This window comes from Arthrobacter sp. GCM10027362 (assembly GCF_042679445.1).
Lineage (GTDB): Bacteria > Actinomycetota > Actinomycetes > Actinomycetales > Micrococcaceae > Crystallibacter.
Window position 1 is genome coordinate 1 of the sequence record NZ_JBHTML010000070.1, and the last position, 18,890, is coordinate 18,890.

Annotated in this window: 18 protein-coding genes, 1 tRNA gene and 1 pseudogene; 9 read left to right on the forward strand and 11 right to left on the reverse strand. The window is 66.4% G+C overall.

What is annotated here, in order from left to right:
• Positions 1 to 118: 118 nt before the first annotated feature.
• The 5 genes from ACFQ36_RS11680 to ACFQ36_RS11700 all read right to left on the reverse strand — a co-directional run bounded on the left by ACFQ36_RS11680 (position 119) and on the right by ACFQ36_RS11700 (position 6,566).
• On the reverse strand, positions 119 to 1,102 hold the full coding sequence (locus ACFQ36_RS11680; protein ID WP_377013789.1) for an endonuclease/exonuclease/phosphatase family protein: 984 nt from the start codon (positions 1,100 to 1,102) through the stop codon (positions 119 to 121).
• 178 nt (positions 1,103 to 1,280) lie between these two features.
• Positions 1,281 to 4,157 (reverse strand): FG-GAP-like repeat-containing protein, encoded by a 2,877-nt coding sequence (locus ACFQ36_RS11685; RefSeq protein WP_377013791.1) that lies wholly within the window; start codon positions 4,155 to 4,157, stop codon positions 1,281 to 1,283.
• Positions 4,158 to 4,320: 163 nt separating this feature from the next.
• Positions 4,321 to 5,142, reverse strand: coding sequence for a polysialyltransferase family glycosyltransferase (locus tag ACFQ36_RS11690; RefSeq protein ID WP_377013793.1), 822 nt, complete (start codon positions 5,140 to 5,142; stop codon positions 4,321 to 4,323).
• A gap of 112 nt (positions 5,143 to 5,254) precedes the next feature.
• Positions 5,255 to 5,644 (reverse strand): glycosyltransferase family 2 protein, encoded by a 390-nt coding sequence (locus ACFQ36_RS11695; protein WP_377013795.1) that lies wholly within the window; start codon positions 5,642 to 5,644, stop codon positions 5,255 to 5,257.
• A gap of 4 nt (positions 5,645 to 5,648) precedes the next feature.
• Positions 5,649 to 6,566 (reverse strand): N-acetylneuraminate synthase family protein, encoded by a 918-nt coding sequence (locus ACFQ36_RS11700; RefSeq protein WP_377013797.1) that lies wholly within the window; start codon positions 6,564 to 6,566, stop codon positions 5,649 to 5,651.
• Between the two features lie 323 nt (positions 6,567 to 6,889).
• Between ACFQ36_RS11700 and ACFQ36_RS11705 the strand changes: the two genes are divergently transcribed.
• Genes ACFQ36_RS11705 through ACFQ36_RS11715 form a run of 3 tightly spaced genes read left to right on the forward strand, consistent with a single transcriptional unit; the run spans position 6,890 to position 9,808 of the window.
• Positions 6,890 to 7,960, forward strand: a complete 1,071-nt coding sequence (locus tag ACFQ36_RS11705) for an outer membrane lipoprotein carrier protein LolA (RefSeq protein WP_377013799.1) — start codon at positions 6,890 to 6,892, stop codon at positions 7,958 to 7,960.
• A complete protein-coding gene (locus ACFQ36_RS11710; RefSeq protein ID WP_377013801.1) occupies positions 7,957 to 8,913 on the forward strand; it encodes an ABC transporter ATP-binding protein in 957 nt (318 codons plus the stop codon). The genes ACFQ36_RS11705 and ACFQ36_RS11710 overlap by 4 nt, the downstream gene beginning before the upstream one ends.
• On the forward strand, positions 8,900 to 9,808 hold the full coding sequence (locus tag ACFQ36_RS11715) for an ABC transporter permease (protein ID WP_377013803.1): 909 nt from the start codon (positions 8,900 to 8,902) through the stop codon (positions 9,806 to 9,808). The genes ACFQ36_RS11710 and ACFQ36_RS11715 overlap by 14 nt, the downstream gene beginning before the upstream one ends.
• Before the next feature lie 5 nt (positions 9,809 to 9,813).
• On the opposite strand, the gene ACFQ36_RS11720 is transcribed toward ACFQ36_RS11715, so the two are convergent.
• The 3 genes from ACFQ36_RS11720 to ACFQ36_RS11730 form a co-directional block, all read right to left on the reverse strand.
• Entirely contained in the window at positions 9,814 to 10,134 is a 321-nt protein-coding gene (locus ACFQ36_RS11720; RefSeq protein WP_377013805.1) for a hypothetical protein, read from the reverse strand.
• Positions 10,135 to 10,290: 156 nt separating this feature from the next.
• On the reverse strand, positions 10,291 to 10,869 hold the full coding sequence (locus ACFQ36_RS11725) for an N-acetylmuramoyl-L-alanine amidase (RefSeq protein ID WP_377013807.1): 579 nt from the start codon (positions 10,867 to 10,869) through the stop codon (positions 10,291 to 10,293).
• A gap of 158 nt (positions 10,870 to 11,027) precedes the next feature.
• Positions 11,028 to 11,100 (reverse strand) — tRNA-Arg (locus ACFQ36_RS11730).
• Positions 11,101 to 11,558: 458 nt separating this feature from the next.
• On the opposite strand from ACFQ36_RS11730, the gene ACFQ36_RS11735 reads away from it, so the two are divergent.
• Positions 11,559 to 11,714 (forward strand): hypothetical protein, encoded by a 156-nt coding sequence (locus ACFQ36_RS11735; protein ID WP_377013809.1) that lies wholly within the window; start codon positions 11,559 to 11,561, stop codon positions 11,712 to 11,714.
• 290 nt (positions 11,715 to 12,004) lie between these two features.
• Here the strand turns inward: ACFQ36_RS11735 and ACFQ36_RS11740 are convergent, their stop codons facing one another.
• Both ACFQ36_RS11740 and ACFQ36_RS11745 read right to left on the reverse strand, forming a co-directional pair.
• Positions 12,005 to 12,844 (reverse strand): hypothetical protein, encoded by an 840-nt coding sequence (locus tag ACFQ36_RS11740; RefSeq protein WP_377013811.1) that lies wholly within the window; start codon positions 12,842 to 12,844, stop codon positions 12,005 to 12,007.
• A 15-nt stretch (positions 12,845 to 12,859) separates the two neighbouring features.
• On the reverse strand, positions 12,860 to 13,264 hold the full coding sequence (locus tag ACFQ36_RS11745) for a hypothetical protein (RefSeq protein WP_377013813.1): 405 nt from the start codon (positions 13,262 to 13,264) through the stop codon (positions 12,860 to 12,862).
• A gap of 566 nt (positions 13,265 to 13,830) precedes the next feature.
• Here ACFQ36_RS11745 and ACFQ36_RS11750 point away from each other — a divergent pair.
• The 3 genes and pseudogenes from ACFQ36_RS11750 (at position 13,831) to ettA (ending at position 16,745) form a co-directional block, all read left to right on the forward strand.
• Positions 13,831 to 14,301 (forward strand): hypothetical protein, encoded by a 471-nt coding sequence (locus ACFQ36_RS11750; RefSeq protein WP_377013815.1) that lies wholly within the window; start codon positions 13,831 to 13,833, stop codon positions 14,299 to 14,301.
• A 282-nt stretch (positions 14,302 to 14,583) separates the two neighbouring features.
• Positions 14,584 to 14,952: pseudogene (locus ACFQ36_RS11755) on the forward strand (single-stranded DNA-binding protein); the annotation flags it as partial.
• Positions 14,953 to 15,062: 110 nt separating this feature from the next.
• Positions 15,063 to 16,745: an energy-dependent translational throttle protein EttA gene (gene ettA, locus ACFQ36_RS11760; RefSeq protein ID WP_377013817.1), complete on the forward strand. Its 1,683-nt coding sequence runs from the start codon at positions 15,063 to 15,065 to the stop codon at positions 16,743 to 16,745.
• A 127-nt stretch (positions 16,746 to 16,872) separates the two neighbouring features.
• Here ettA and ACFQ36_RS11765 read toward each other — a convergent pair whose 3' ends face one another.
• Positions 16,873 to 17,775, reverse strand: coding sequence for an acyl-CoA thioesterase (locus ACFQ36_RS11765; protein WP_377013819.1), 903 nt, complete (start codon positions 17,773 to 17,775; stop codon positions 16,873 to 16,875).
• A 158-nt stretch (positions 17,776 to 17,933) separates the two neighbouring features.
• Here ACFQ36_RS11765 and ACFQ36_RS11770 point away from each other — a divergent pair, with 158 nt between their 5' ends.
• Positions 17,934 to 18,437, forward strand: a complete 504-nt coding sequence (locus tag ACFQ36_RS11770) for an acyl-CoA thioesterase (RefSeq protein ID WP_377013820.1) — start codon at positions 17,934 to 17,936, stop codon at positions 18,435 to 18,437.
• A 4-nt stretch (positions 18,438 to 18,441) separates the two neighbouring features.
• A partial coding sequence (locus tag ACFQ36_RS11775; RefSeq protein WP_377013822.1) for a hypothetical protein occupies positions 18,442 to 18,890 on the forward strand: 449 nt, incomplete at its 3' end.

Below are 18,890 nucleotides of genomic sequence, written 5' to 3' on the forward strand. Positions count from 1 at the left end.
CGTCGTGGACCGCCTGTTTCCGCCCGTTCCCCACCGGCACCGGCCGGACGGCGGCGCACGGCCGCCGTCGTCGCGGCGCTTCCCCAGGCGCGGCCGGTAAGCCCTCCCAGCCGCCGGGTCAGAACCAGACCGGCCCGGACGGCTTGATCCGCGGCGGCACCGGCTGGGCCGGAGCAGGTTTCGGGACCGTTCCGGCCTTGGGCGGGGGCGCGGATTTGGCAATGGTCAGGCCGGCCAGGACGGGCATGTGATCCGACGAGCCCGTGTCGATCACCTCGGCCCAGCGTGCCGCGACCTGTCCCCAGGTCAGGATGTAGTCGATCCGCCGGTCCGGGTCCTCGTACGGGAACGTGTCCTCTTCCTCGCCCAGCTTCGCCACCACGTCCGTGAACCGGGTCTTGACCAGCCGCATTTCCGGCGAGGAGGCTCCGGCATTGAAATCACCGACCAGGATCGACGGGCGGTTCGACCGGCGCGCGACGGCCAGGATCTCCTTCACCTGCGACTGGCGCTGTTCGCTGCGCTGGTTGTCCAGGTGGGTGTTGTAGAAGCTGATTTTGGTGCCCTTGATGTCGATGACCACTTCCAGCATGCTGCGCTGCTTGGTGGGCCGCTTGGCGTATCTGATGTTGGTCAGCATGTGGTTGCGTGCACTGAGGATCGGGAACTTGCTCAGCACGACGACGCCGTGCAGGCCGGGCTTCTTCCGCCCGCCCTGGGGCGGGATCTTCCGGTTGAGGCCGAACGCGAATTGCATGTCCAGGCGCCTGGCCAGCCATTTGGCCTGGTCCACGAAGTTGCTGCGGGCCGAGCGGTGCCGGTCCACCTCCTGCAGCCCGACGATCTGAGCCTTGGCCGACTCGATGTCGTCGGCAACGCTTTCCAGGTCCAGGTCGTCGTCCTCGTCGGTCCCATGCCGGATGTTGAAGGTCATCACGCGCACCTTCAAGCCGCCGGCCGCCCGGTCCCCGGCGCTGCCCGCCGGCCTGGCGCCCGTGGAGGCGGCACCCATGGCCGGCGGAGCCGGCACCCCGGCCGCCAGCAGCAGCGCGGCCAGCACCACCGAGGACAACAAAGGCAAAACCCAACTGCGTGCGCGCATGACCACACCCGCTTATCCCAACTGGCTGCCCCGTTGGAACCAGGGCCCGTCTCCCCGGCACCCGTGCAGATGGGAGCCAGTGTGGACCGGCGGAAAATGCGGTGTCAAGGTGCCGCCGGCACGTGCCGAAGGCAGGGTTTTCCCAACCTCGGTGTGCCAGCGAACGGCCCCTGCGCAGCTACAGCGTGCCGGCGGACCTCCCTGCGGCCAGGCCGCTGTTGCGGAAGGCGGTTCCCCGGTACAGCCAGCCGCTGCCGGTGGCCTTGATGGCCAGCAGGTCCACCTTCTTGTCCGAGGTGAGGTCCCCGGGGCCGAGGATCCGGGTGAAGGCGTTCCAGCCGCTGGCGCCGATCTTCCTTTCGCCGGCAAACCAGCCGGAGGAGTAGGACTTCCGGCCTGCCAGCAGCCACAGGGTGCCGTCCGGCTTTCGGGCGAGGAGGTCCGCGGCCCCGTCGCCGGTGAAGTCCCCGGCCGCGGTCAGGTGGCTGTAGCCCTGCCAGCCCGAGGCGATCTGGGTCCGCGGTCCGTGGCCGCGGCCGGTTCCCGGCCCGGTGTAAAGCCACGCCTTGCCGTCGGAGCCCACGGCAATCAGGTCATTGCGGCCGTCCCGGTTGACGTCGCCGGCGCCGAGGATGCTGGTGAACTGGTTCCAGCCGCTGGTGCCGATCTTCACCCGCTTCTTGTACCCCACGCTGCCGCTGGCGACCTTGCCGGTGCCGGCAAAGAACCAGAGGCTGCCATCCTGGTGGCGTGCCACCAGGTCATTCCTGCCGTCACCGTTGTAGTCGCCCACGCCGATGACCAGGTTGTAGCTCTTTCCGGTACCGAGCCGGACGGTCTTGCCGTAGCCGCCCTTGCCGTTGCCTGGCATAAGCCAGAGCTCGCCGTTGGACTTGCGGCCGATGAGGTCTGCCTTGCCGTCCCCGTTGAAATCACCGGGGGTGACGACCTGGCTGTAGGCCTTCCAGCTGGTGCCGCTGACATATTCGCGTGCTGTCATGCCTGAGCTGTCCGTCAGCTGGGTCCCGGCATAGAAGCGCAGCGTCTTGTCGGGGTAGATGCCAAGCACGTCGTTTTTCCGGTCCGAGTTGTTGTCCCAGATGCCCAGCACGGTGTTGAACTTCTGCCAGTCGGAGGTGCCGGCCTTCTCCGGGGCCCCGAACAGCGTCCCCAGGCCGGCCGCCTTGCCGGTTCCGCGCATCAGCCACAGCGTGCCGTCCGCCTTGCGGGCCAGGAGATCCGCCCTGCCGTCGCCGGTGAAGTCGCGCGGGGCCACCAGCTGCTGGTAGGCCTGCCAGCCGGACGCGACCTGGATGCGCGAACCCACCCGGCCGGTGCCGAGGCCGGGGTAGAGGTAGACCTTGCCGTCCGGCCGCTTGGCCAGCAGGTCCGCCTTGCCGTCCGAGTCCAGGTCCCCGGCGCCGATGACGTCGTCGAACTGGTTCCAGCCGCTGGTGCCGACCCGCACCCGGGCCTTGTAGGTGCCGCTGCCCGTGCCGGCGTAGAACCAGAGCGAGCCGTCGGTGTGGCGGGCCAGCAGGTCCGCCCTGCCGTCCGAGTCCAGGTCCCCGGCGCCGATCAGGGCGTTGTAGATCTGCCAGCCGGAGCCCAGCTGCGCAGGCGTGCCGAAACCGCCCTTGCCGTTGCCGCGGTAGAGCCAGAGGGTGCCGTCGCTGCGGCGCGAGAGCAGGTCCCCGCGGCCGTCGCCGTTCAGGTCTCCGGCGGCGGCGTACCGCTGGACACGGTCCTCGCTGCTGGACGGGGTGGATGTGGTAGCCACCGGCGAACCCTTGGCAAAGGACTGCAGGCCGGTCATCGAGCCGTTCCAGATATTGGAGTCACCCACGAACGGCCCGTCCGAGCTGTACTGCCAGATGCTGTAGAAGGACCAGCCGGCGGGCAGCCGGGTCGGGCTGGTGACGCCGTATTCGGCCAGATGGAGCGGATTTTCCGTGAAGGCGCTGCTGCTGCCGGTGCACTGGTTCCACCAGCCCGCGGTGGTGTAGATCGCCGGCAACCGGCCGGTGAGCGCCTGGACGGTATTGGAGAAGTCCCTGATCCACGTCACCATCTGCGTGGGGCTCAGGTTGTAGCAGGTGTTGCCGAGCTCCGGGTACGGGTTGTATTCGATGTCCAGCAGCGGCGGCAAAGTCTTGCCGTCCGAGGACCAGCCACCGCCGTTCCTGACGAAATACGTCGCCTGGGTCTTGCCGGAGGAAACGTTGGGGATCGCGAAGTGGTAGGCGCCTCGAATCATGCCCACGTCGTAGGAGCCCGTGTACTGCTGCCCGAAGTTGGGGTTGAGATAGTTTGTGGCCTCGGTCGCCTTGGTGTAGGCGAACCGGGCGCCGTAGTTCCATTCCGCCGCCCAGTCGACATTGCCCTGGTGGCTGCTGACGTCGATGCCCTGGATGCCGTCCGGGCGCCACTTGCTCCGGTTTGCCGCCGGAAGGGCGGCCAGCGGCTTCACCGCTGCCGTACGGTCGATGTCCAGCTCCTGCAGCGTCTGATCGAGCTCTTCCTGGACCGCAGGCTCTTCCAGTTCCTCCACACGTTCGGTCCGCTGCTCCAGTCCGTGGCCCATTTCCGCCCCATGCCTGCCCTGCAAGGTCGCCAGCAGCTCCAGCAGCTGGTTGTGGGACAGGTCGTCGACGGGTACCTCGATGCTCCGGCCTTCGGCCGGATCCTCGGCGGGCGGTGCCGCCTGTTCCGTGGTGGGCGCGGTATTCCGGCCGGCCGGCGCCGCTGGGTCCCCGCCGGCCCCGTGGCGTGGTTGGTCGTCCGCAGGGGTGCTTTCCGGCTCCGGATCGGCGGGCAGTTCGCTGCTGGCGGCCGGTTCCGATGCGGCCGTCTCCCCGGGGACCGCTTCAGCCTGAGTCGGGGCGCCCGTGATCCCGGCAGGGGACGTCCCCTCTGCGGTGTCGGCGGCGCCAGCCGGTGGGGCAATGAGCACCGACGTCGCCGCCAAAGTCAGTGCGGCCAGGCCACACGCGAGCTTGGTCCCGTGCCCTTGGAAAAGGGCGAGGTGACGTGGTAACGGGCGGGGCTCGCTCATGGGGCATCTCCGAAAAACGCGGGAACAGGACCTTGGCAAAGGACGGTTCACCCTAACACTGGAGTTAAAGGTGTAGCCAGAGTGACTGGTGTGTCTGGCTAAATGATTGACTAATTAGCTGAATGGCGTCCATCAGGAACTATCGGCTGCAATTGCCGGGCGGTTACCTGAGCATTGCGCCGAACAGCCGACGGACCGCGCCGCGCCGGGCCGTCCGCCCGCCCGAAACCGATTTCCCCGGCCGTGCCGCGGGCAGGCTGGCCGGCAGGTCCCATTTCAGCAGCCTGCGGCGTTTGAGGTAGCGCATGTTTTCGGTGCCCAGCCGCGAGGACAGGAAGTCGGCCGCGTCCCTGTGCTGCGCGGCCAGGTTCCTGCTCTGCATGCAGTAGGCCACGGTATCCACCAGCCCTTGCAGGTCCTTCCGCAAGGGTGTGTCCGCAGCGTCGGCCGGGGCCGGGAAGCCCCGGTTCATAACCGCATCAATGATGGTCAGCGGGATGCGGTTGCTGTTCTCATAGGGCGCCAAGGACTCCAGCACGGCTTCTGTTCCCACGGCCACCGTCGGGATATCGAAGACGAACTTCGCAGTGGCCGGTCTGGTTGAGAAGCAGCCGACGACGACGTCGGGCCGCAGCAGTTCGAACAGCACCTCCGCGAGGACGGGAGTATCGGCCACCAGGAGTTCCACGCCTGCCTCGAACGCCTGATGCTTCAGCCTGGTGACGGCGGCGGGCCCTGCGCCGGGGTGGGGCTTGAAGATGCAAACGTGGACGCCTGCTGCCACGGCGGCGCGGAGCATGTCCGCATGCAGGTCCGTCTCCTGCTCCTGGGTCCCCAGACCCAGATGGGCAAGGTACTGACCGAGCAGCAGGGCACTCCGGCGGCCGGCAGTAGCAGCGGCCAGCGGCGCGATTCCAGGTTCTGCGGCCGCCGCTGCTTCGGCGATAACGTTGCGCAGGGCCTGCCCGGGAACGCGCACCAGCACCGGGCAGTGTTCGCGCAGCAGCTGCGGACGCAGGCCGGGGACCGGGTGACCAGGCTTTCCACGCGCTGGGCCATTCTCAGCGGCAATGCGGACCTGGTGGGACCGTAGGACATCAGCCCGTCCGAATGGGCATTGGTTGGCGCGTCCGGGAAAATATCCGCAAGCGCCAGCCCGGGGTTGGCCTGGACCGAGTCCAGGTACAACGAAATGTCGTCCGTCCCCAGCTCCCAATGGGAGCGCAGCAGCTTCTCCCATATCCCGTATTCCTCCTGCCGGGGGAAAACTGCGTGGGCCGGCGCGGGTACACCAGCTGGGCGAGGTCGACAACGCGGCTGAAACGCGCGGCCAGGTCCCCGGTGCCGTCGGTGGAGCCGTCGTCGATGACGATGATTTCCAGCACCGCGGGGTCGGCGAACTGGCGTTCCAGGGACACCAGCGCGTCGGCAATGTACCCGGCCTGGTCCCTGGCCGGGACGATGACGGAGACGAGCGGGTCCGGCACGGCCCTAGCCGTCCGTCCGGCGCAGCCGGGACAGCGGGGCCAGCTCGCCGGGGAAGACGCGCTTGGTCCCGTCGCCCAGGGCCTCTTCCAGGATCCGGATGTCCCGGACCAGGGCCGCGAAGCCCTTCGGCTCCAGCGAGGCGGCCTGGTCCGAGCCCCACATGGTCCGGTCCAGGGTGATGTGCCGCTCCACCGCCACCGCGCCCAGGGCCACCGCGGCCAGGGAGATCTGCAGCCCGCGCTCGTGCCCGGAGTAGCCCACCGGCACCCGGTAGCGTTCGGCCAGGGTGGCGATGGTGCGCAGGTTCGCCTCCGCCGCCGGCAGCGGGTAGGTGGAGGTCGCGTGCAGCAGGATCAGCCGGTCCGTGCCCAGGATCTCCACCGCCGTGTCGATCTGCCCGAGGGTGGACATGCCGGTGGAGAGGATCACCGGCTTGCCGGTCTCGGCCAGGGCGGCCAGCAGCTGAAGGTCGGTCAGGCTCGCGGAGGCGACCTTGTGCACCGGGACGCCGGCCTCCTCCAGGAACGCCACCGAGGGCACGTCCCACGGGGAGGCGAAACAGTGCAGGCCCAGGTCCGCGGCGTGGGCCATGAGCTTCTGGTACTCGGGCATCCCGAACTCCACCCGGTGCCGGTACTCCAGGTAGCTCATCTCCCCCCAGGGGGTCTGCCGCGGCGTGTCGCGCATGGCGGCCGGGGTGCAGATCTGCGGGGTGCGCTTCTGGAACTTCACCGCATCGGCCCCGGCGGCGGCGGCCACGTCGATCAGCTGCCGGGCAGTCTCGATGTCCCCGTTGTGGTTGATCCCGATCTCCCCGATCACATACACCGGCCGGCCCGGGCCGACCTGCACCTGCCCGATCGCCACCGGGGCGGGGGAGCGGGGAACCCGGGACATCTCGCTGCTCAAATCGGTGCTCATAACGGACCTTTCTCATCGGTTGGGGCTGGCTGGATGTCAGCGCCGGCTGAAAAGCCGGCCGGTTCTTTCCGGTGGGCTGACGGCCGCTTGAATGAAACTAGGAAGGCGAGGTGGCCGGGCGGGGCGGATTGGGTTACGCCCGGGTGAGTTTTGGCCGACCTTCCGTTGACGGACCTTGATTTCCTCCGCCGGGGTGACTAAGAACATCGAACTTCTCCGGTGTGTCCTATTGCGGCCTGTCCGGTTCCTGCCAGCAGGCTGTCCGGAACGGGCCCGTGGGAGTACCCTTGCGGTAGGATCCGCAGGTTCGAAAGCCGGTTGCCATGAATCGCTCACGTTGGATTGCCACCGCCGTCGTTCCCGCCGCCATTGCGGCAGGCGCCCTGACCTGGTCCCTCCAGCCAGGCGCCGCAGCCGACCTGCCGGCGAAGACACCGGAAGAAGTCCTGGCGATGGCGCTCGACAGCGACGTGCGGGCGTATTCGGGAGCCTTGGAACAGTCCTCGCAACTGGGCCTGCCGGAACTGCCCGACACCGGTCCCGCCGCGGGCCTGGCCTCCGCGCTGGACCTGGTCACCGGAACGCACACGGCCCGTGTCTTCGTGGACGGGCCGGCCAACGTCCGCCTGCAGGTGCTGGACCGGCTTGCCGAACGCGACGTCGTCCGCCGGAACCGGGACGTCTGGCTCTACAACTCCCGGGACAATACGGCGGCCCACGTGACGCTCCCGGTCCGCAGTCCGTCCGGCAACCGGCTCCCCGAGGATTTCGGCACGCCGGACGGGATGCAGACTCCGGACCAGCTGGCACACCGGCTGCTGGCCGCCGTAGAGCCGAGCACGCAGGTTACGGTGGGTGAAGACGCCGAGGTCGCAGGCAGGACAGCGTACGAGCTGGTGCTCGATCCGCTCAGCACCGACACCCTGGTGGATTCGGTTTCCGTCGCCGTGGACTCGCAGACCGGGCTGCCCCTGAGCATCAAAGTGCAGGCCCGCGGACAACAGCAGCCAGCCTTCAGTCTCGCCTTCACGGAGCTGCGGCTGCAGGCGCCCGCACAGGAGCTGTTCGAATTCACGCCGCCGCCCGGAGCGAAGGTGCAGGAGCATACCCTGCAGGTCCCTTCCACCAGGCATGAGCAGGGCGACACCGGGCACCTCCGGCACGGACCGGACAGCAAGCCCACGGTGAGCGGTGAAGCATGGGATGCCGTCGTCGAACTGCCCGCCGGCAGCGTACCGGCCGATTCCCAGCTGCTGGACCAGCTGACGTACCCCGTCTCCGGCGGCCGGGCGCTCTCCACCGCCCTGCTGACCGTCCTGTTCACCGACGACGGGCGCGTGTTCGCCGGATCGGTACCGCTCGGACGGCTGCAGGCGGCAGCCGGGGAGCGGTGAGTTCCGGCACCCCGTCCGCCGCACTGGCCATCGAGACCCGGGGGCTCACCAAGCGATTCGGGCGGCAGGCCGCCGTCGACAGCATCGACTTGGCCGTTCCGCGGGGCTCCGTGTTCGGGTTCCTGGGTCCCAACGGCTCCGGAAAGACCACGACCATCCGGATGCTTCTCGGCCTGGCCGCGGCCACGGACGGGCGGATGCGCATGCTCGGGCAGGACATGCCCCGCAGCTGGCAGGACGTGCTGCCGAGGGTCGGGGCCTTGGTCGAGGGCCCGGCCTTCTACCCGTTCCTCTCCGGGACGGCGAACCTGCAGCGGTTCGACGCCGCCGACCGCCGTGCGCCGTCGGCCAGCCGCAATGCCAGGGTGGCCGAGGCGCTGGAGCGCGTCGGACTGGCCCACGCGGCGGGCAAAAAGGTGCGCGCCTACTCGCTTGGGATGAAGCAGCGCCTGGGCATCGCCAACGCCCTGCTGCTGCCCCGCGAACTGCTGGTCCTGGACGAGCCGACCAACGGGCTGGACCCGCAGGGTACCCGGGAAGTGCGCGGCCTGGTCCGCTCACTGGCCGCCGGCGGCACCACCGTCTTCGTCTCCAGCCACCTGCTGGCCGAAGTCGAGCAGATCTGCACGCACGCAGCTGTCATGAGTGCCGGCAGGCTCGTGGCGCAGGGCAGCCTCGGCGAGCTGCGCGCGGCAGGGCAGGCGCGGGTGCAGATCCAAACGCCGGACGACGCCGGTGCCCGCCGCGTACTCGCGGGCCTCGGGCTGGCGCCGGACCCGGAACGCCCGGACGGCCTGGTCACCGCGCCGTTGCTGGACCACACCGAGCCGGAGCGGATTGTCGCGGCGCTGGTGGCGCAGGGAGTAAGGATCCGCGGGTTCTTGGTGGATGCTGCCAGTCTCGAAGAGCGCTTCGTCGCCCTGACCGGGGAGGGGTTCGATGTTGACCACTGACGCTGCAGGCCCTTCCGGCGTCCCCGATCCGGCCGGCACGGCCGGCGCGGTGCCGGCCTCACGGCGACGGCGGAAGGCGGCCGGCGGGGCGCTGCTGGGCTCAGAGCTGAAGGTGCTCTTCCGGCGCGGGCGCACTTGGGCCATGCTGCTGGCGCTGGCCGCGATCCCGGTGCTGATCGCCTTCGCCGTCCGGCTCTCGACGTCGGGACCGGCGCCTGGAAAGGGGCCGCCGTTCCTGGACCGGGTGGCCCAGAACGGGCTGTTCGTCGCCGTCACCGGCCTGGTGGTGTCCGTGCCGCTGTTCCTGCCGCTGACCATCGGAGTGGTCGGCGGCGATACCATCGCCGGCGAGGCCGGACTCGGAACGCTGAGGTACCTGCTGGCCGCCCCGGCCGGCCGGGTACGGCTGCTGCTGGTCAAGTACACGGGCGCGGCGGCCTTCTGCCTCGCCGCGACCCTGACGGTGGCGGCGGCCGGTCTTGCCATCGGAGCCGCGCTGTTTCCGGTCGGGCCGGTGACGCTGCTCTCCGGGGACACCATCGGCGTCGGCGAATCGCTGCTGCGGGTGCTGCTGGTCGCCGGCTATATCAGCGTTTCGCTGCTGGGACTCAGTGCCATCGGGCTGTTCATCTCCACGCTCACCGTGGTACCCGTGGGCGCGATGGCCGCCACGGCGGTGGTCTCCATTGTGTCCCAGATCCTGGACACGCTGCCGCAGCTGGACTGGCTGCACCCGTGGCTGTTCAGCCACTACTGGCTGGACTTTGCCGACCTGCTGCGCCAACCCATTGAGTGGGGCTCCTTCACGGACAATGCGTTGCTGCAGGCCGGGTACCTGGCGGTGTTCGGGGCGCTGGCATACGGCCGGTTTGCCACGAAGGACGTCCTGTCCTGACCCCGCTATTCGATGTCTTCGAAAGACTCCGCCCGGCACTCCAGGATGCTTACAGCGGCTTGGATTGCCTCTGCGTACCCGTCCCAATAGTCCTTCCCGCCGTTGTCCTTCCCGCCGTTCGCATCCGCAATTTCAGCGGCGGCGTCGCGCAGCGCCTGGGCCACAATGAACGGGGCGCCGGCGCTGAGGGCGGCGCGGGCACGTCCCAGGTAGATTCCCCGGATTTCGTCACTGTCCGTCCCGCGCAGTTCATCCCAGCCGGCCGCGTACCCCGCGCGGGCGAACAGCGCCTGCGCGGCTGCTTCGACGGCTTCCTCGGGCATCATCTCTCCAGCATGGGCGGCTCTTCAATAACATCGCAACCGCTGCCGGCGGCCTGAGCCACACCTTTGCAACACCGAAGCGGCGCCGGGCCGCCGAATCTCTCCGAGCAGCAGGTCGCGGTCCTTTTCGGCCAATCGTTTGGACGCCGTGTCGTCCTCCTAGGTGGACGCGGTGGTCATAATTTGGGCGGCGGCCCTGCGCAGCCAGGTCATGCCGCCGGGAAGGCCGGCGGGGTCCGTCTTGCCCATCGAGCTGTATTCGTAGTGGGCGATGTCGAGGGTATGTCCGTACCCTTTGCGCAGGGCCGCGGCGATGACGGGGATGGCGGCGAGCTGCGCGGGTGTCCAGTCGTACGGGGGAAGCCCGGAGGATTCCATTTCGATCCCGACCAGGTAGGCGTTGCCCCGGTTCCGGGGGATGCCTGGGTAGGAGCCGTGTCCGGCGTGGTTGGCCCAGCCGGCGGCGATCACATGGGCGGTCCCGTCACGGCCGAGAACGATCTGGCAGAGCGGGCCGGCGAGATCAGGGCGCCCGTCCACGCACATTCGAAGCGTCGGCGCCCCGGTGGAGTAGCGGGCGGACGGGGTGGCGGTGTGGTGCCAGAGGCTGCCCCGGATCTCTGTGAGCTCCCAGCGGTTGCCGTTCCCATCGGTGTATCCGCGGGTCTTCCATCCCTGGTATTCCTCGACCTTCGCCCCGCCGGTGCGAAGCACGTCGGCCAAGTTGGTGAGCATCATGGGTTTCTCCTGGTCGTAGAGTCCGCCAAGCCATTTGGGCAGGGTGGCGGGCAGTCCCTACGACGGGCGGGGGCGGACCAACAGCAGCCGCGCGGAACGGAACAGGTCCCGCAGCGTTCGTGACGAGGGAAACGGCCCGAATGGGCCGGAAGGTCAAGTGCCCCGGGAGGGAGTCGAACCCCCGACCAAGAGATTAGAAGGCTCCTGCTCTATCCGCTGAGCTACCGAGGCTGGCGCACAAAAGCATAGCTTAACCATGCTGCACCCGGGTCTGCGGTCACGGAAGGCCGCCCCGCTAACAACAGGCGACAGGTCCTACAGCGAAGCAGATGCCATGCGGGGCCAGCGCAGCCGGAGTGGGAATGTGATGGCATGTTGGGTGCGGCTTCATGCGGACCGCGTAGGAACAATTAGTCTGGCTCGCATCGCCCATGGCCCCGGTTCTCGAGCCGGGGCCTTTCCACTTCTCTTGCCCGGCCGTCGGCGTCCAAAGCGATCCGCTCGTTTTGGGCAACCCAGGAGCTTTCCGGCAGGACATTGCCTACACAGAGCTGCGGGCCGGGAAGCCTTCCACATCCGGCCGCTGCGCGCTTACGTGCCCCTCGGGGACGCGAGCAGACTGAAGGAGCCGGCAATCGCCCGGCAGCCCGGCGCAGGCCCGGGATTCCGACGGTGACAGAAGGTGCGGCATGACTGACATTATTACGGTCCGCGGCGTGGTGGCGACCGACGTCGACGGGGGACTGACGAACGCAGGCCATCCGGCGGCCAATTTCCGCCTGGCGTCCACGGAAAGGCGTCGCGATGAGGAAACCCAGCAGTGGGTGGACCGCTCGACGAACTGATAGACGGTAAGCTAACAGCATGCCAACCGGATATGCAGACTAGGACTTGTCCTATGAACCGGGCTCCGCCGAAGGCTGGGTATTACGGCCGATATGGGATCCTGATCCGGACCGTACCAGGGGCGTATTGGGGACGTCGGCAAGCTGGGAAGCCCCCGATATCAGCGGGGAACATGTTGTCGTGCGGCCAGAAACGGGGACAGACGAGAATTGTTTCTTGTGATCTCCGTGAGTAGCCGGACCGGATCCCGCTGTGCCTGTCGGTCAGAGCCCAGCCGTCTTGTCTGCTGTCACGAGGCGGAGGTGTCTCGACGTTTCAAAGCAGGGCCAACTGCGCCGACGACAACAATGACAACCCCGACGCCGAGTGACCAGTAGAAGAACTCATCTGAGTTTAGGACGTTTGCTGATGGGGGAGGCATGGTCCTGGCTTTCAGCCGGCTTGAAGCTACCTCGTCTACCTGCGCCTTGAACAACACCTGTTCATTGGGGCCAGTGGCGCCAGGAGTAGGAGTTGGCCAAGGCATCGACGATTCAATTGCTGCCTGTAGCTGGCCACTAGGTACTGGCGCTGAGCTGGATAAGAACGGAAGCGTTATGCCTACGAGTCCGACGCCAAGTGAAACTACACTAGCGCGTAGCATCCACAGTCGCCTCTCAACCAGCCTCTGCGAAATTTTTATGAATGCGTTCAGTCGGGCGTATGCAACGGGTTCTAAGCCTTCAGTTGCTGCTAAGGCTTGAACTTCGGCGTTCGTCAGTATCGTCTTGTCGGTTTCACGAACGATGTATGCCAGGTATCCCGTTGAGAGAACGACTGCTAGGCCTAAAAAAATAGGTGCCAGCACACCACGTAGAGGAAGCTGCGTACCTGATACGGAGAAAACCAGTGCTAGTACGCCGGTGTATAGCGTGACTATTGCCGCGGAGGCTTTCTGCACTGTCTCTGCCGCTGACTTTGCGCGGTCAGGTGAGCCGGCGGCAAGCTCGTAGAGGTGTTCGTGCATCGATTGGAGGTTAGCTATGTCGGCGTCGAAGTCCTTAAGACCTCTGTCTTTCTGCTCTCGCCACTTTTCCAATATAAGCGCCGGATCCTCCGGCGGAGCCTCTTTGGAGCCGAATCTGAACATGGTGATCTGCCTGATTTAGCTGATCGTCTTCAACGAGGTGATCGACATGTTCGCCCCCGTAGGGCTGGCAACTGAGAGCGCCCCATGGCCTGGAAGTGCTCCACTGGCATCTTCAGCTGCCGTAAAGAGCACTGCCGTCTCTCCTACGATGAAACCGCTCAACTCGTCCGGATCCTGTAGGAGACGCTGCGACACGATTCTCTCAACTGCGTAATCGCTGCCGTTCATCAACTTGGCGATGAGTTCTACATCCTCATCTCTTTCGCTTTCATCTTTCGACAGCCTTGATCGGAGCCACGTCGCGTCATTACCGATCAAGGAGCGGAACAGCTGTCCATAGCCCCTTTCTTCGGGTTCGTGTGCCAGGAGCCCATCGTCTCCGGGCTCTTCGTCTTCATACTTTTCTTCGGCAACGGTCAAGGGAATCGTAATGACCGGACCCTGGAAAGCCGCCCCGGGGCTAGCAAGTCCACCAGGTCGGGCAGTAACCAACTGAACGGCACGAATATTCGGGATTGCCGTGTTAGTTCCATCCGGCCCCACATGCTCGATCTGCCAGAAGCCACGGACTCGACGAGCTCGGAGAACGGCGTTGAATCCCCTCAGTAAGTGCCCGGACTGAGCAACGTTCGGATCGCTCCGGCTCGGTTCGATGTGATAGACCACTCCCTGGAACTTACAGATCTCTGAATCTAGAAGATATCTGTTGTCACGGCGGCAATACTCACTTGTCAACATACCTACTCCCCGCATTCGAGAGTCGGACGAGAGGCGGAATGGGGCAGATTTTACGCTTTCGTACGCGACGCGTCCACAGGACTCGTGACTCGGGTACGAGCTTCGGGGGTGCTGTATCTCGAAGAGGGCTGGGTACGGGTCAGCCGGCGGGAGCAACATCCTGTGTCGGTAGGACCTTACGAAGGTTGACATATGGGAGGTTCAGGTGGACTTTTAAGGTGAGTCACATGAGGTAGGGCTGGAGAGCCATGACGCTTCCATCAGTAGATGAAAATGGACGTTCAACCTTTCTTAGGGACTGGGTAGCCATAGCCACTGTTCCGTTTTATTTACCGTGGCTTTTTTACCTTTTTTTTGGGATCTTCGTCGAAGGTGAGCTAAAGTTCCCTTATCCATCCAATGAAGCGCTCATGTGCTACGCGCTCGCCCTAGCATTCGCGTTTCTACAAAACCCCAAAGTAGACGCATGGATACGGCCGGGAGGTAAGCATCCGGTCATTGGCTCGGTAATTTCCCACCTGAAGCTAATAGTTATTATTATTTCTCTTTGCGGCTTGGCGGTGCTTTATACGTACGAGCTCGGGGCGTTAAAAAATGATTTTGTAGACCCCGAAAAGTTTGATCTCGCCCTTCGCACCGTAGGAGTCTGTGCAGCGCTGCCTGCCTTGATTGGATCATTTTTCGTGGTGTTCTCACGCCCCGTTAATGAAAGCTGGTAATTAGTGTGCTGAATATTGCGTTTGTCCTAAACATCGCCATAATCGTCGTGAGTATTTTAGTCACAGTTACTCTGGTAATCGCTATTGTGCTAAGCCGGACAAGTTCTCCTCATGGCAGCATGTTGCAGGTCCAAGCTGGCCGCCACGCGAAACGCGAGACCCGCGGATCGTAAACGAGAGCAGAAAGCGCCTGAATTAACCCCGAAGCCGAGTGAGCGGATCGGGGCATGGGACCTAGAACTCCAGATGGGACATTAGGTCTTCTCAGGCACATGGTACACGGTCAAAACCTACCGGCATCTGGCCCAGAACATTGGTTCCAGCCTGCGCAAGGGAGATCGTGTGGTGGTGACCGGAAAGCTGCAGTTGCGCCAGTGGACCGGCGAAGATGGCGGGAGTCGGACAACGCCCGAAATCATTGCGGACTCGGTGGGGCATGACCTGAAGTGGGGCACGGCCAAGTTCGCGCGGAGCATGGAGTCCCGCCCGGCCGTGGAGTCCGCAGGGCCAGGGGAAGACGCAGTGGAGGCGGGGAACCTCGATCCGGACAACATCGACCTGGCCACCGGCGAAGTGTTTGTCGACGTGGATTCGGCTGAGGACGGGCTCGATGCCGGCGACCTGCCGGACGGTTTCAGAATGGCCGGTTGATTCGCATCCGGCCGGGGCCGAACGGCCGGGAGTGACGGGTGGACGCCGCCGGCGGAAGTGGCGGCGTCCGAAATATGAGTTCCGGGCCCGCAACCACTAGCCTTGAAGGCATGGCGGAATTTATTTACACAATGAGCAAGGCCCGCAAGGCCGTCGGTGACAAGCTCATTCTCGACGATGTGAGCATGTCCTTCTTCCCCGGCGCCAAGATCGGCGTGGTGGGCCCCAACGGTGCGGGAAAGTCCACCATTCTCAAGATCATGGCAGGCCTGGACACCCCGTCCAACGGCGAGGCCCGGCTCAGCCCCGGCTACACGGTGGGAATCCTGCTGCAGGAGCCGCCGCTGAACGAGGAAAAGACGGTCCTGGGCAACGTTCAGGAGGGCGTTGGCGAAATCTACGCCAAGATCCAGCGCTTCAACGAGATCTCCGAAGAGATGGCCAGCCCGGACGCCGACTACGACGCACTGCTGGAGGAAATGGGCCACCTGCAGGAAGCCATCGACGCCGCGGATGCCTGGGACATCGATTCGCAGCTGGAACAGGCAATGGACGCGCTGCGCTGCCCGCCGGGCGATGCGGACGTCACGGTCCTCTCCGGCGGCGAGCGGCGCCGGGTGGCGCTGTGCAAGCTTCTGCTGCAGAAGCCTGACCTGCTCCTGCTCGATGAGCCGACCAACCACCTGGATGCCGAGAGCGTGCTGTGGCTCGAGCAGCACCTGAAGAACTACCCGGGCGCGGTCCTGGCCGTGACCCACGACCGTTACTTCCTGGACCACGTCGCCGAGTGGATCGCCGAAGTGGACCGCGGGCACCTGTACCCGTACGAGGGCAACTACTCCACCTACCTGGAGAAGAAGCGCTCCCGCCTCGAGGTCCAGGGCAAGAAGGACGCCAAGCTGGCCAAGCGCCTGTCCGAGGAACTTGAGTGGGTCCGCTCCAACGCCAAGGGCCGGCAGACCAAGTCCAAGGCCCGCCTGGCCCGCTACGAGGAGATGGCGGCCGAGGCCGAGCGCACCCGGAAGCTGGACTTCGAGGAGATCCAGATCCCGCCGGGACCGCGGCTGGGCCAGATGGTCATCGAGGCCACGGACCTGCGCAAGGGCTTCGGGGACCGCGTGCTCATCGACGGGCTCTCGTTCTCGCTGCCGCGCAACGGCATCGTCGGCGTGATCGGTCCGAACGGCGTCGGCAAGACCACGCTGTTCAAGACCATCGTGGGCCTGGAACCGCTGGACGGCGGCGAACTCAAGATCGGCGACTCGGTCAAGATCTCCTACGTGGACCAGAGCCGCGGCGGCATCGACCCGAACAAGACCCTCTGGGAGGTGGTCTCCGACGGGCTGGACCACATCCAGGTCGGCCAGGTGGAAATGCCCTCCCGCGCCTACGTCTCCGCCTTCGGGTTCAAGGGCCCGGACCAGCAGAAGAAGGCCGGCGTGCTCTCCGGCGGTGAGCGCAACCGGCTCAACCTGGCGCTGACGCTGAAGCAGGGCGGCAACCTGCTGCTGCTCGACGAGCCCACTAACGACCTCGACGTCGAGACGCTCTCGAGCCTGGAGAATGCCCTGCTGGAATTTCCGGGCTGCGCCGTCGTGGTTTCGCACGACCGCTGGTTCCTGGACCGCGTCGCCACCCACATCCTCGCTTACGAGGGCACCGAGGAGGACGACGCGAAATGGTACTGGTTCGAGGGTAACTTCGAGTCCTACGAGCAGAACAAGGTCGAGCGGCTGGGCCCGGAGGCGGCCAAGCCGCATCGCGTCACCCACCGCCGCCTGACGCGCGACTAACCGGCGTCCGGCCGCAAAAAGCCGGGTACGGACAAAGCCTGAAGGCCGGATCCCCGCACGGGGGATCCGGCCTTCAGGCTTTCCGGCCGGGCCGGTTCCGGCCAGCCCGGCGCCGCGGACCTGGCTACTACTGTTCGGCCAGGGCGTCCCCGGGGAGCCGGATCATGCCTTCCTGGGCCACCGTGGCGACCAGTTCGCGGCGGCGGTTGAAGATCTTGCCCGTGCTCAGGCCGCGGGCGCCGGAGGCACTGGGGGACTGCTGCACATACAGCAGCCAGTCGTCGACCCGGACCGGGCGGTGCCACCACATGGCGTGGTCCAGGCTGGCCACGTTCATGCCGGGCGTCACCCAGCTGACGCCGTGCTGGCGCAGGACGGACTCGAGCAGGGTGTAGTCGCTGCCAAAGGCCAGTGCCCCCCGGTGCAGGTTCTCGTCGTCGGGCAGGGGTCCCTTCGTCTTCATCCAGACTGCATTGACCGCCACGCGCTCGCCCTTGGCCGCGACGTAGAGCGGGGGCTGGACATGGCGGATGTCATAGGGCCGGTCCAGCACCGTGGACCGGGCAGGATGATCCACCTTGGCCAGCAGTTCGTCGGTGCTGGGGAGCGTTTCAGGGTCCGGAATATCGTCGGGGAACTCCTCCTGGTGGTCCAGACCCGGGGCCGGCACCTGGAAGGAGGCGATCATGGACAGGATCGGTACGCCGTCCTGGTAGGCGTGGGTGCGCCGTGCCGAGAAGGAGCGCCCGTCGCGCAGCCGCTCGACGCCGAAGGTGATCGGCTGGTCGGCGTTGCCCGGGCGGAGGAAGTAGCCGTGCATGGAGTGGATCGGCCGCGCCGGGTCCACGGTGCGGATCGCCGCCATCACGGACTGGGCAAGTACCTGCCCGCCGAAGACCCGCCCGTGGGGCTGCCGCTGGGACTGGCCGACGAAGATCTCCTCGGCGGTCTGCGCGCCGTCGGCGTCCGAGAGGTCCAGCAAGGCGAGCATCTGTTCCACGGGGTCCGCCTGGGTGTGCGGGACTGTCATGATGTCTCCTTGATCAAGCTACCTGCTGGTAAACGCTATCTGCAGACTAGTTCCCGCCCCGGTCGCGCTCAAATTTGCCGCGCCCCGCACGCCCGCCATCGTTCCGGCTCTCCTCGCCGACGTCGCCCGGGCTGGCCGTGGTCTGAGAAGATGGCCGCATGCCAGTTCCCACCTCTGCCGCGCGCTTCCCGCTGCAGGTCCGCTTCGGCGACATCGACGCCTACGGGCACGTGAACAACGTAACCTACTTCAGCTACTTCGAGGACGCCCGCGTCCAGCTCCACCAGCTGCCGGCGGACCCGGCGGATCCGTCCGGCCCGACCCTCCGGGACCTCTTCGGCTGCGGGAACTTCATGCTGGTCGCCGGCCAGGAAATCGAATACCGGGCCCCGCTGGTGCTGCGCCGGGAGCCGGTGTGCGTAAACGTCTGGGTGGCGCATCTGGGGGGGTCCAGTTTCCGGCTTGGCTACACCGTTGCCGAGCCGGACGAATCCGCCACCTACGCGGTCGGGGCCAGCACCATGGTCCTGGCGGACCGCGCCAGCGGCCACCCGGTGCAGCTGCCGGAGGATTACCGGGCCGCGCTGCAGCGCTTCGCCGGTCCGGAGGTCGCGTTCCGCCGCCTGGCGCCGGCCGCCGATGGCCGGCAGCAGGGAGCCTGAGCGGATGCTGGCACCGGATTCTTTCGAACTGGCCGATCCCCAAGTGGTGGCGGACCTGCGAACCTTTGTCGGCCGCGCCAGGGCAATAGACGACGGCGCGGTGCATCTGAGTGCGTCCGGCACCGTTCTGGCAGCCTACGTCTGTCTGATGCGGCCGCGGTCCCTCGGCGAGGCCGTGCCGACCATCCTGGGCCTGCGCATCATGCGGCTGGCCAAGCCGGCCGAGGCTGAGCTGACCGTCTCGCTCGCCTCCGTTGCGGACCGGCTGGCACGGATGGCCGGCCATGCCGTCGTGCTGTCGCTGCCGCCCACCCGCGTCACCGAATCCTGGACCGGCGTGCTGCCGCCGCGCGGCGGCTGGACCCGGACCGGGCAGCTACCCTCGGTACTGCTTGAGCAAGCCGCGCGCAGCGGCGCGCAACAGGTCGCCGAGGCAGTGCCGGAGGGCGCGGG

Bases quoted from the DNA above. Each gene is read 5' to 3' on its own strand.
- ACFQ36_RS11680 (WP_377013789.1), bottom strand. From the start codon at position 1,102: ATGCGCGCACGCAGTTGGGTTTTGCCTTTGTTGTCCTCGGTGGTGCTG.
- ACFQ36_RS11685 (WP_377013791.1), bottom strand. From the start codon at position 4,157: ATGAGCGAGCCCCGCCCGTTACCACGTCACCTCGCCCTTTTCCAAGGG.
- ACFQ36_RS11700 (WP_377013797.1), bottom strand. From the start codon at position 6,566: ATGAGCACCGATTTGAGCAGCGAGATGTCCCGGGTTCCCCGCTCCCCC.
- ACFQ36_RS11705 (WP_377013799.1), top strand. From the start codon at position 6,890: ATGAATCGCTCACGTTGGATTGCCACCGCCGTCGTTCCCGCCGCCATT.
- ACFQ36_RS11715 (WP_377013803.1), top strand. From the start codon at position 8,900: ATGTTGACCACTGACGCTGCAGGCCCTTCCGGCGTCCCCGATCCGGCC.
- ACFQ36_RS11720 (WP_377013805.1), bottom strand. From the start codon at position 10,134: ATGATGCCCGAGGAAGCCGTCGAAGCAGCCGCGCAGGCGCTGTTCGCC.
- ACFQ36_RS11725 (WP_377013807.1), bottom strand. From the start codon at position 10,869: ATGATGCTCACCAACTTGGCCGACGTGCTTCGCACCGGCGGGGCGAAG.
- ACFQ36_RS11735 (WP_377013809.1), top strand. From the start codon at position 11,559: ATGACTGACATTATTACGGTCCGCGGCGTGGTGGCGACCGACGTCGAC.
- ACFQ36_RS11740 (WP_377013811.1), bottom strand. From the start codon at position 12,844: ATGTTCAGATTCGGCTCCAAAGAGGCTCCGCCGGAGGATCCGGCGCTT.
- ACFQ36_RS11750 (WP_377013815.1), top strand. From the start codon at position 13,831: ATGACGCTTCCATCAGTAGATGAAAATGGACGTTCAACCTTTCTTAGG.
- ettA (WP_377013817.1), top strand. From the start codon at position 15,063: ATGGCGGAATTTATTTACACAATGAGCAAGGCCCGCAAGGCCGTCGGT.
- ACFQ36_RS11765 (WP_377013819.1), bottom strand. From the start codon at position 17,775: ATGACAGTCCCGCACACCCAGGCGGACCCCGTGGAACAGATGCTCGCC.
- ACFQ36_RS11770 (WP_377013820.1), top strand. From the start codon at position 17,934: ATGCCAGTTCCCACCTCTGCCGCGCGCTTCCCGCTGCAGGTCCGCTTC.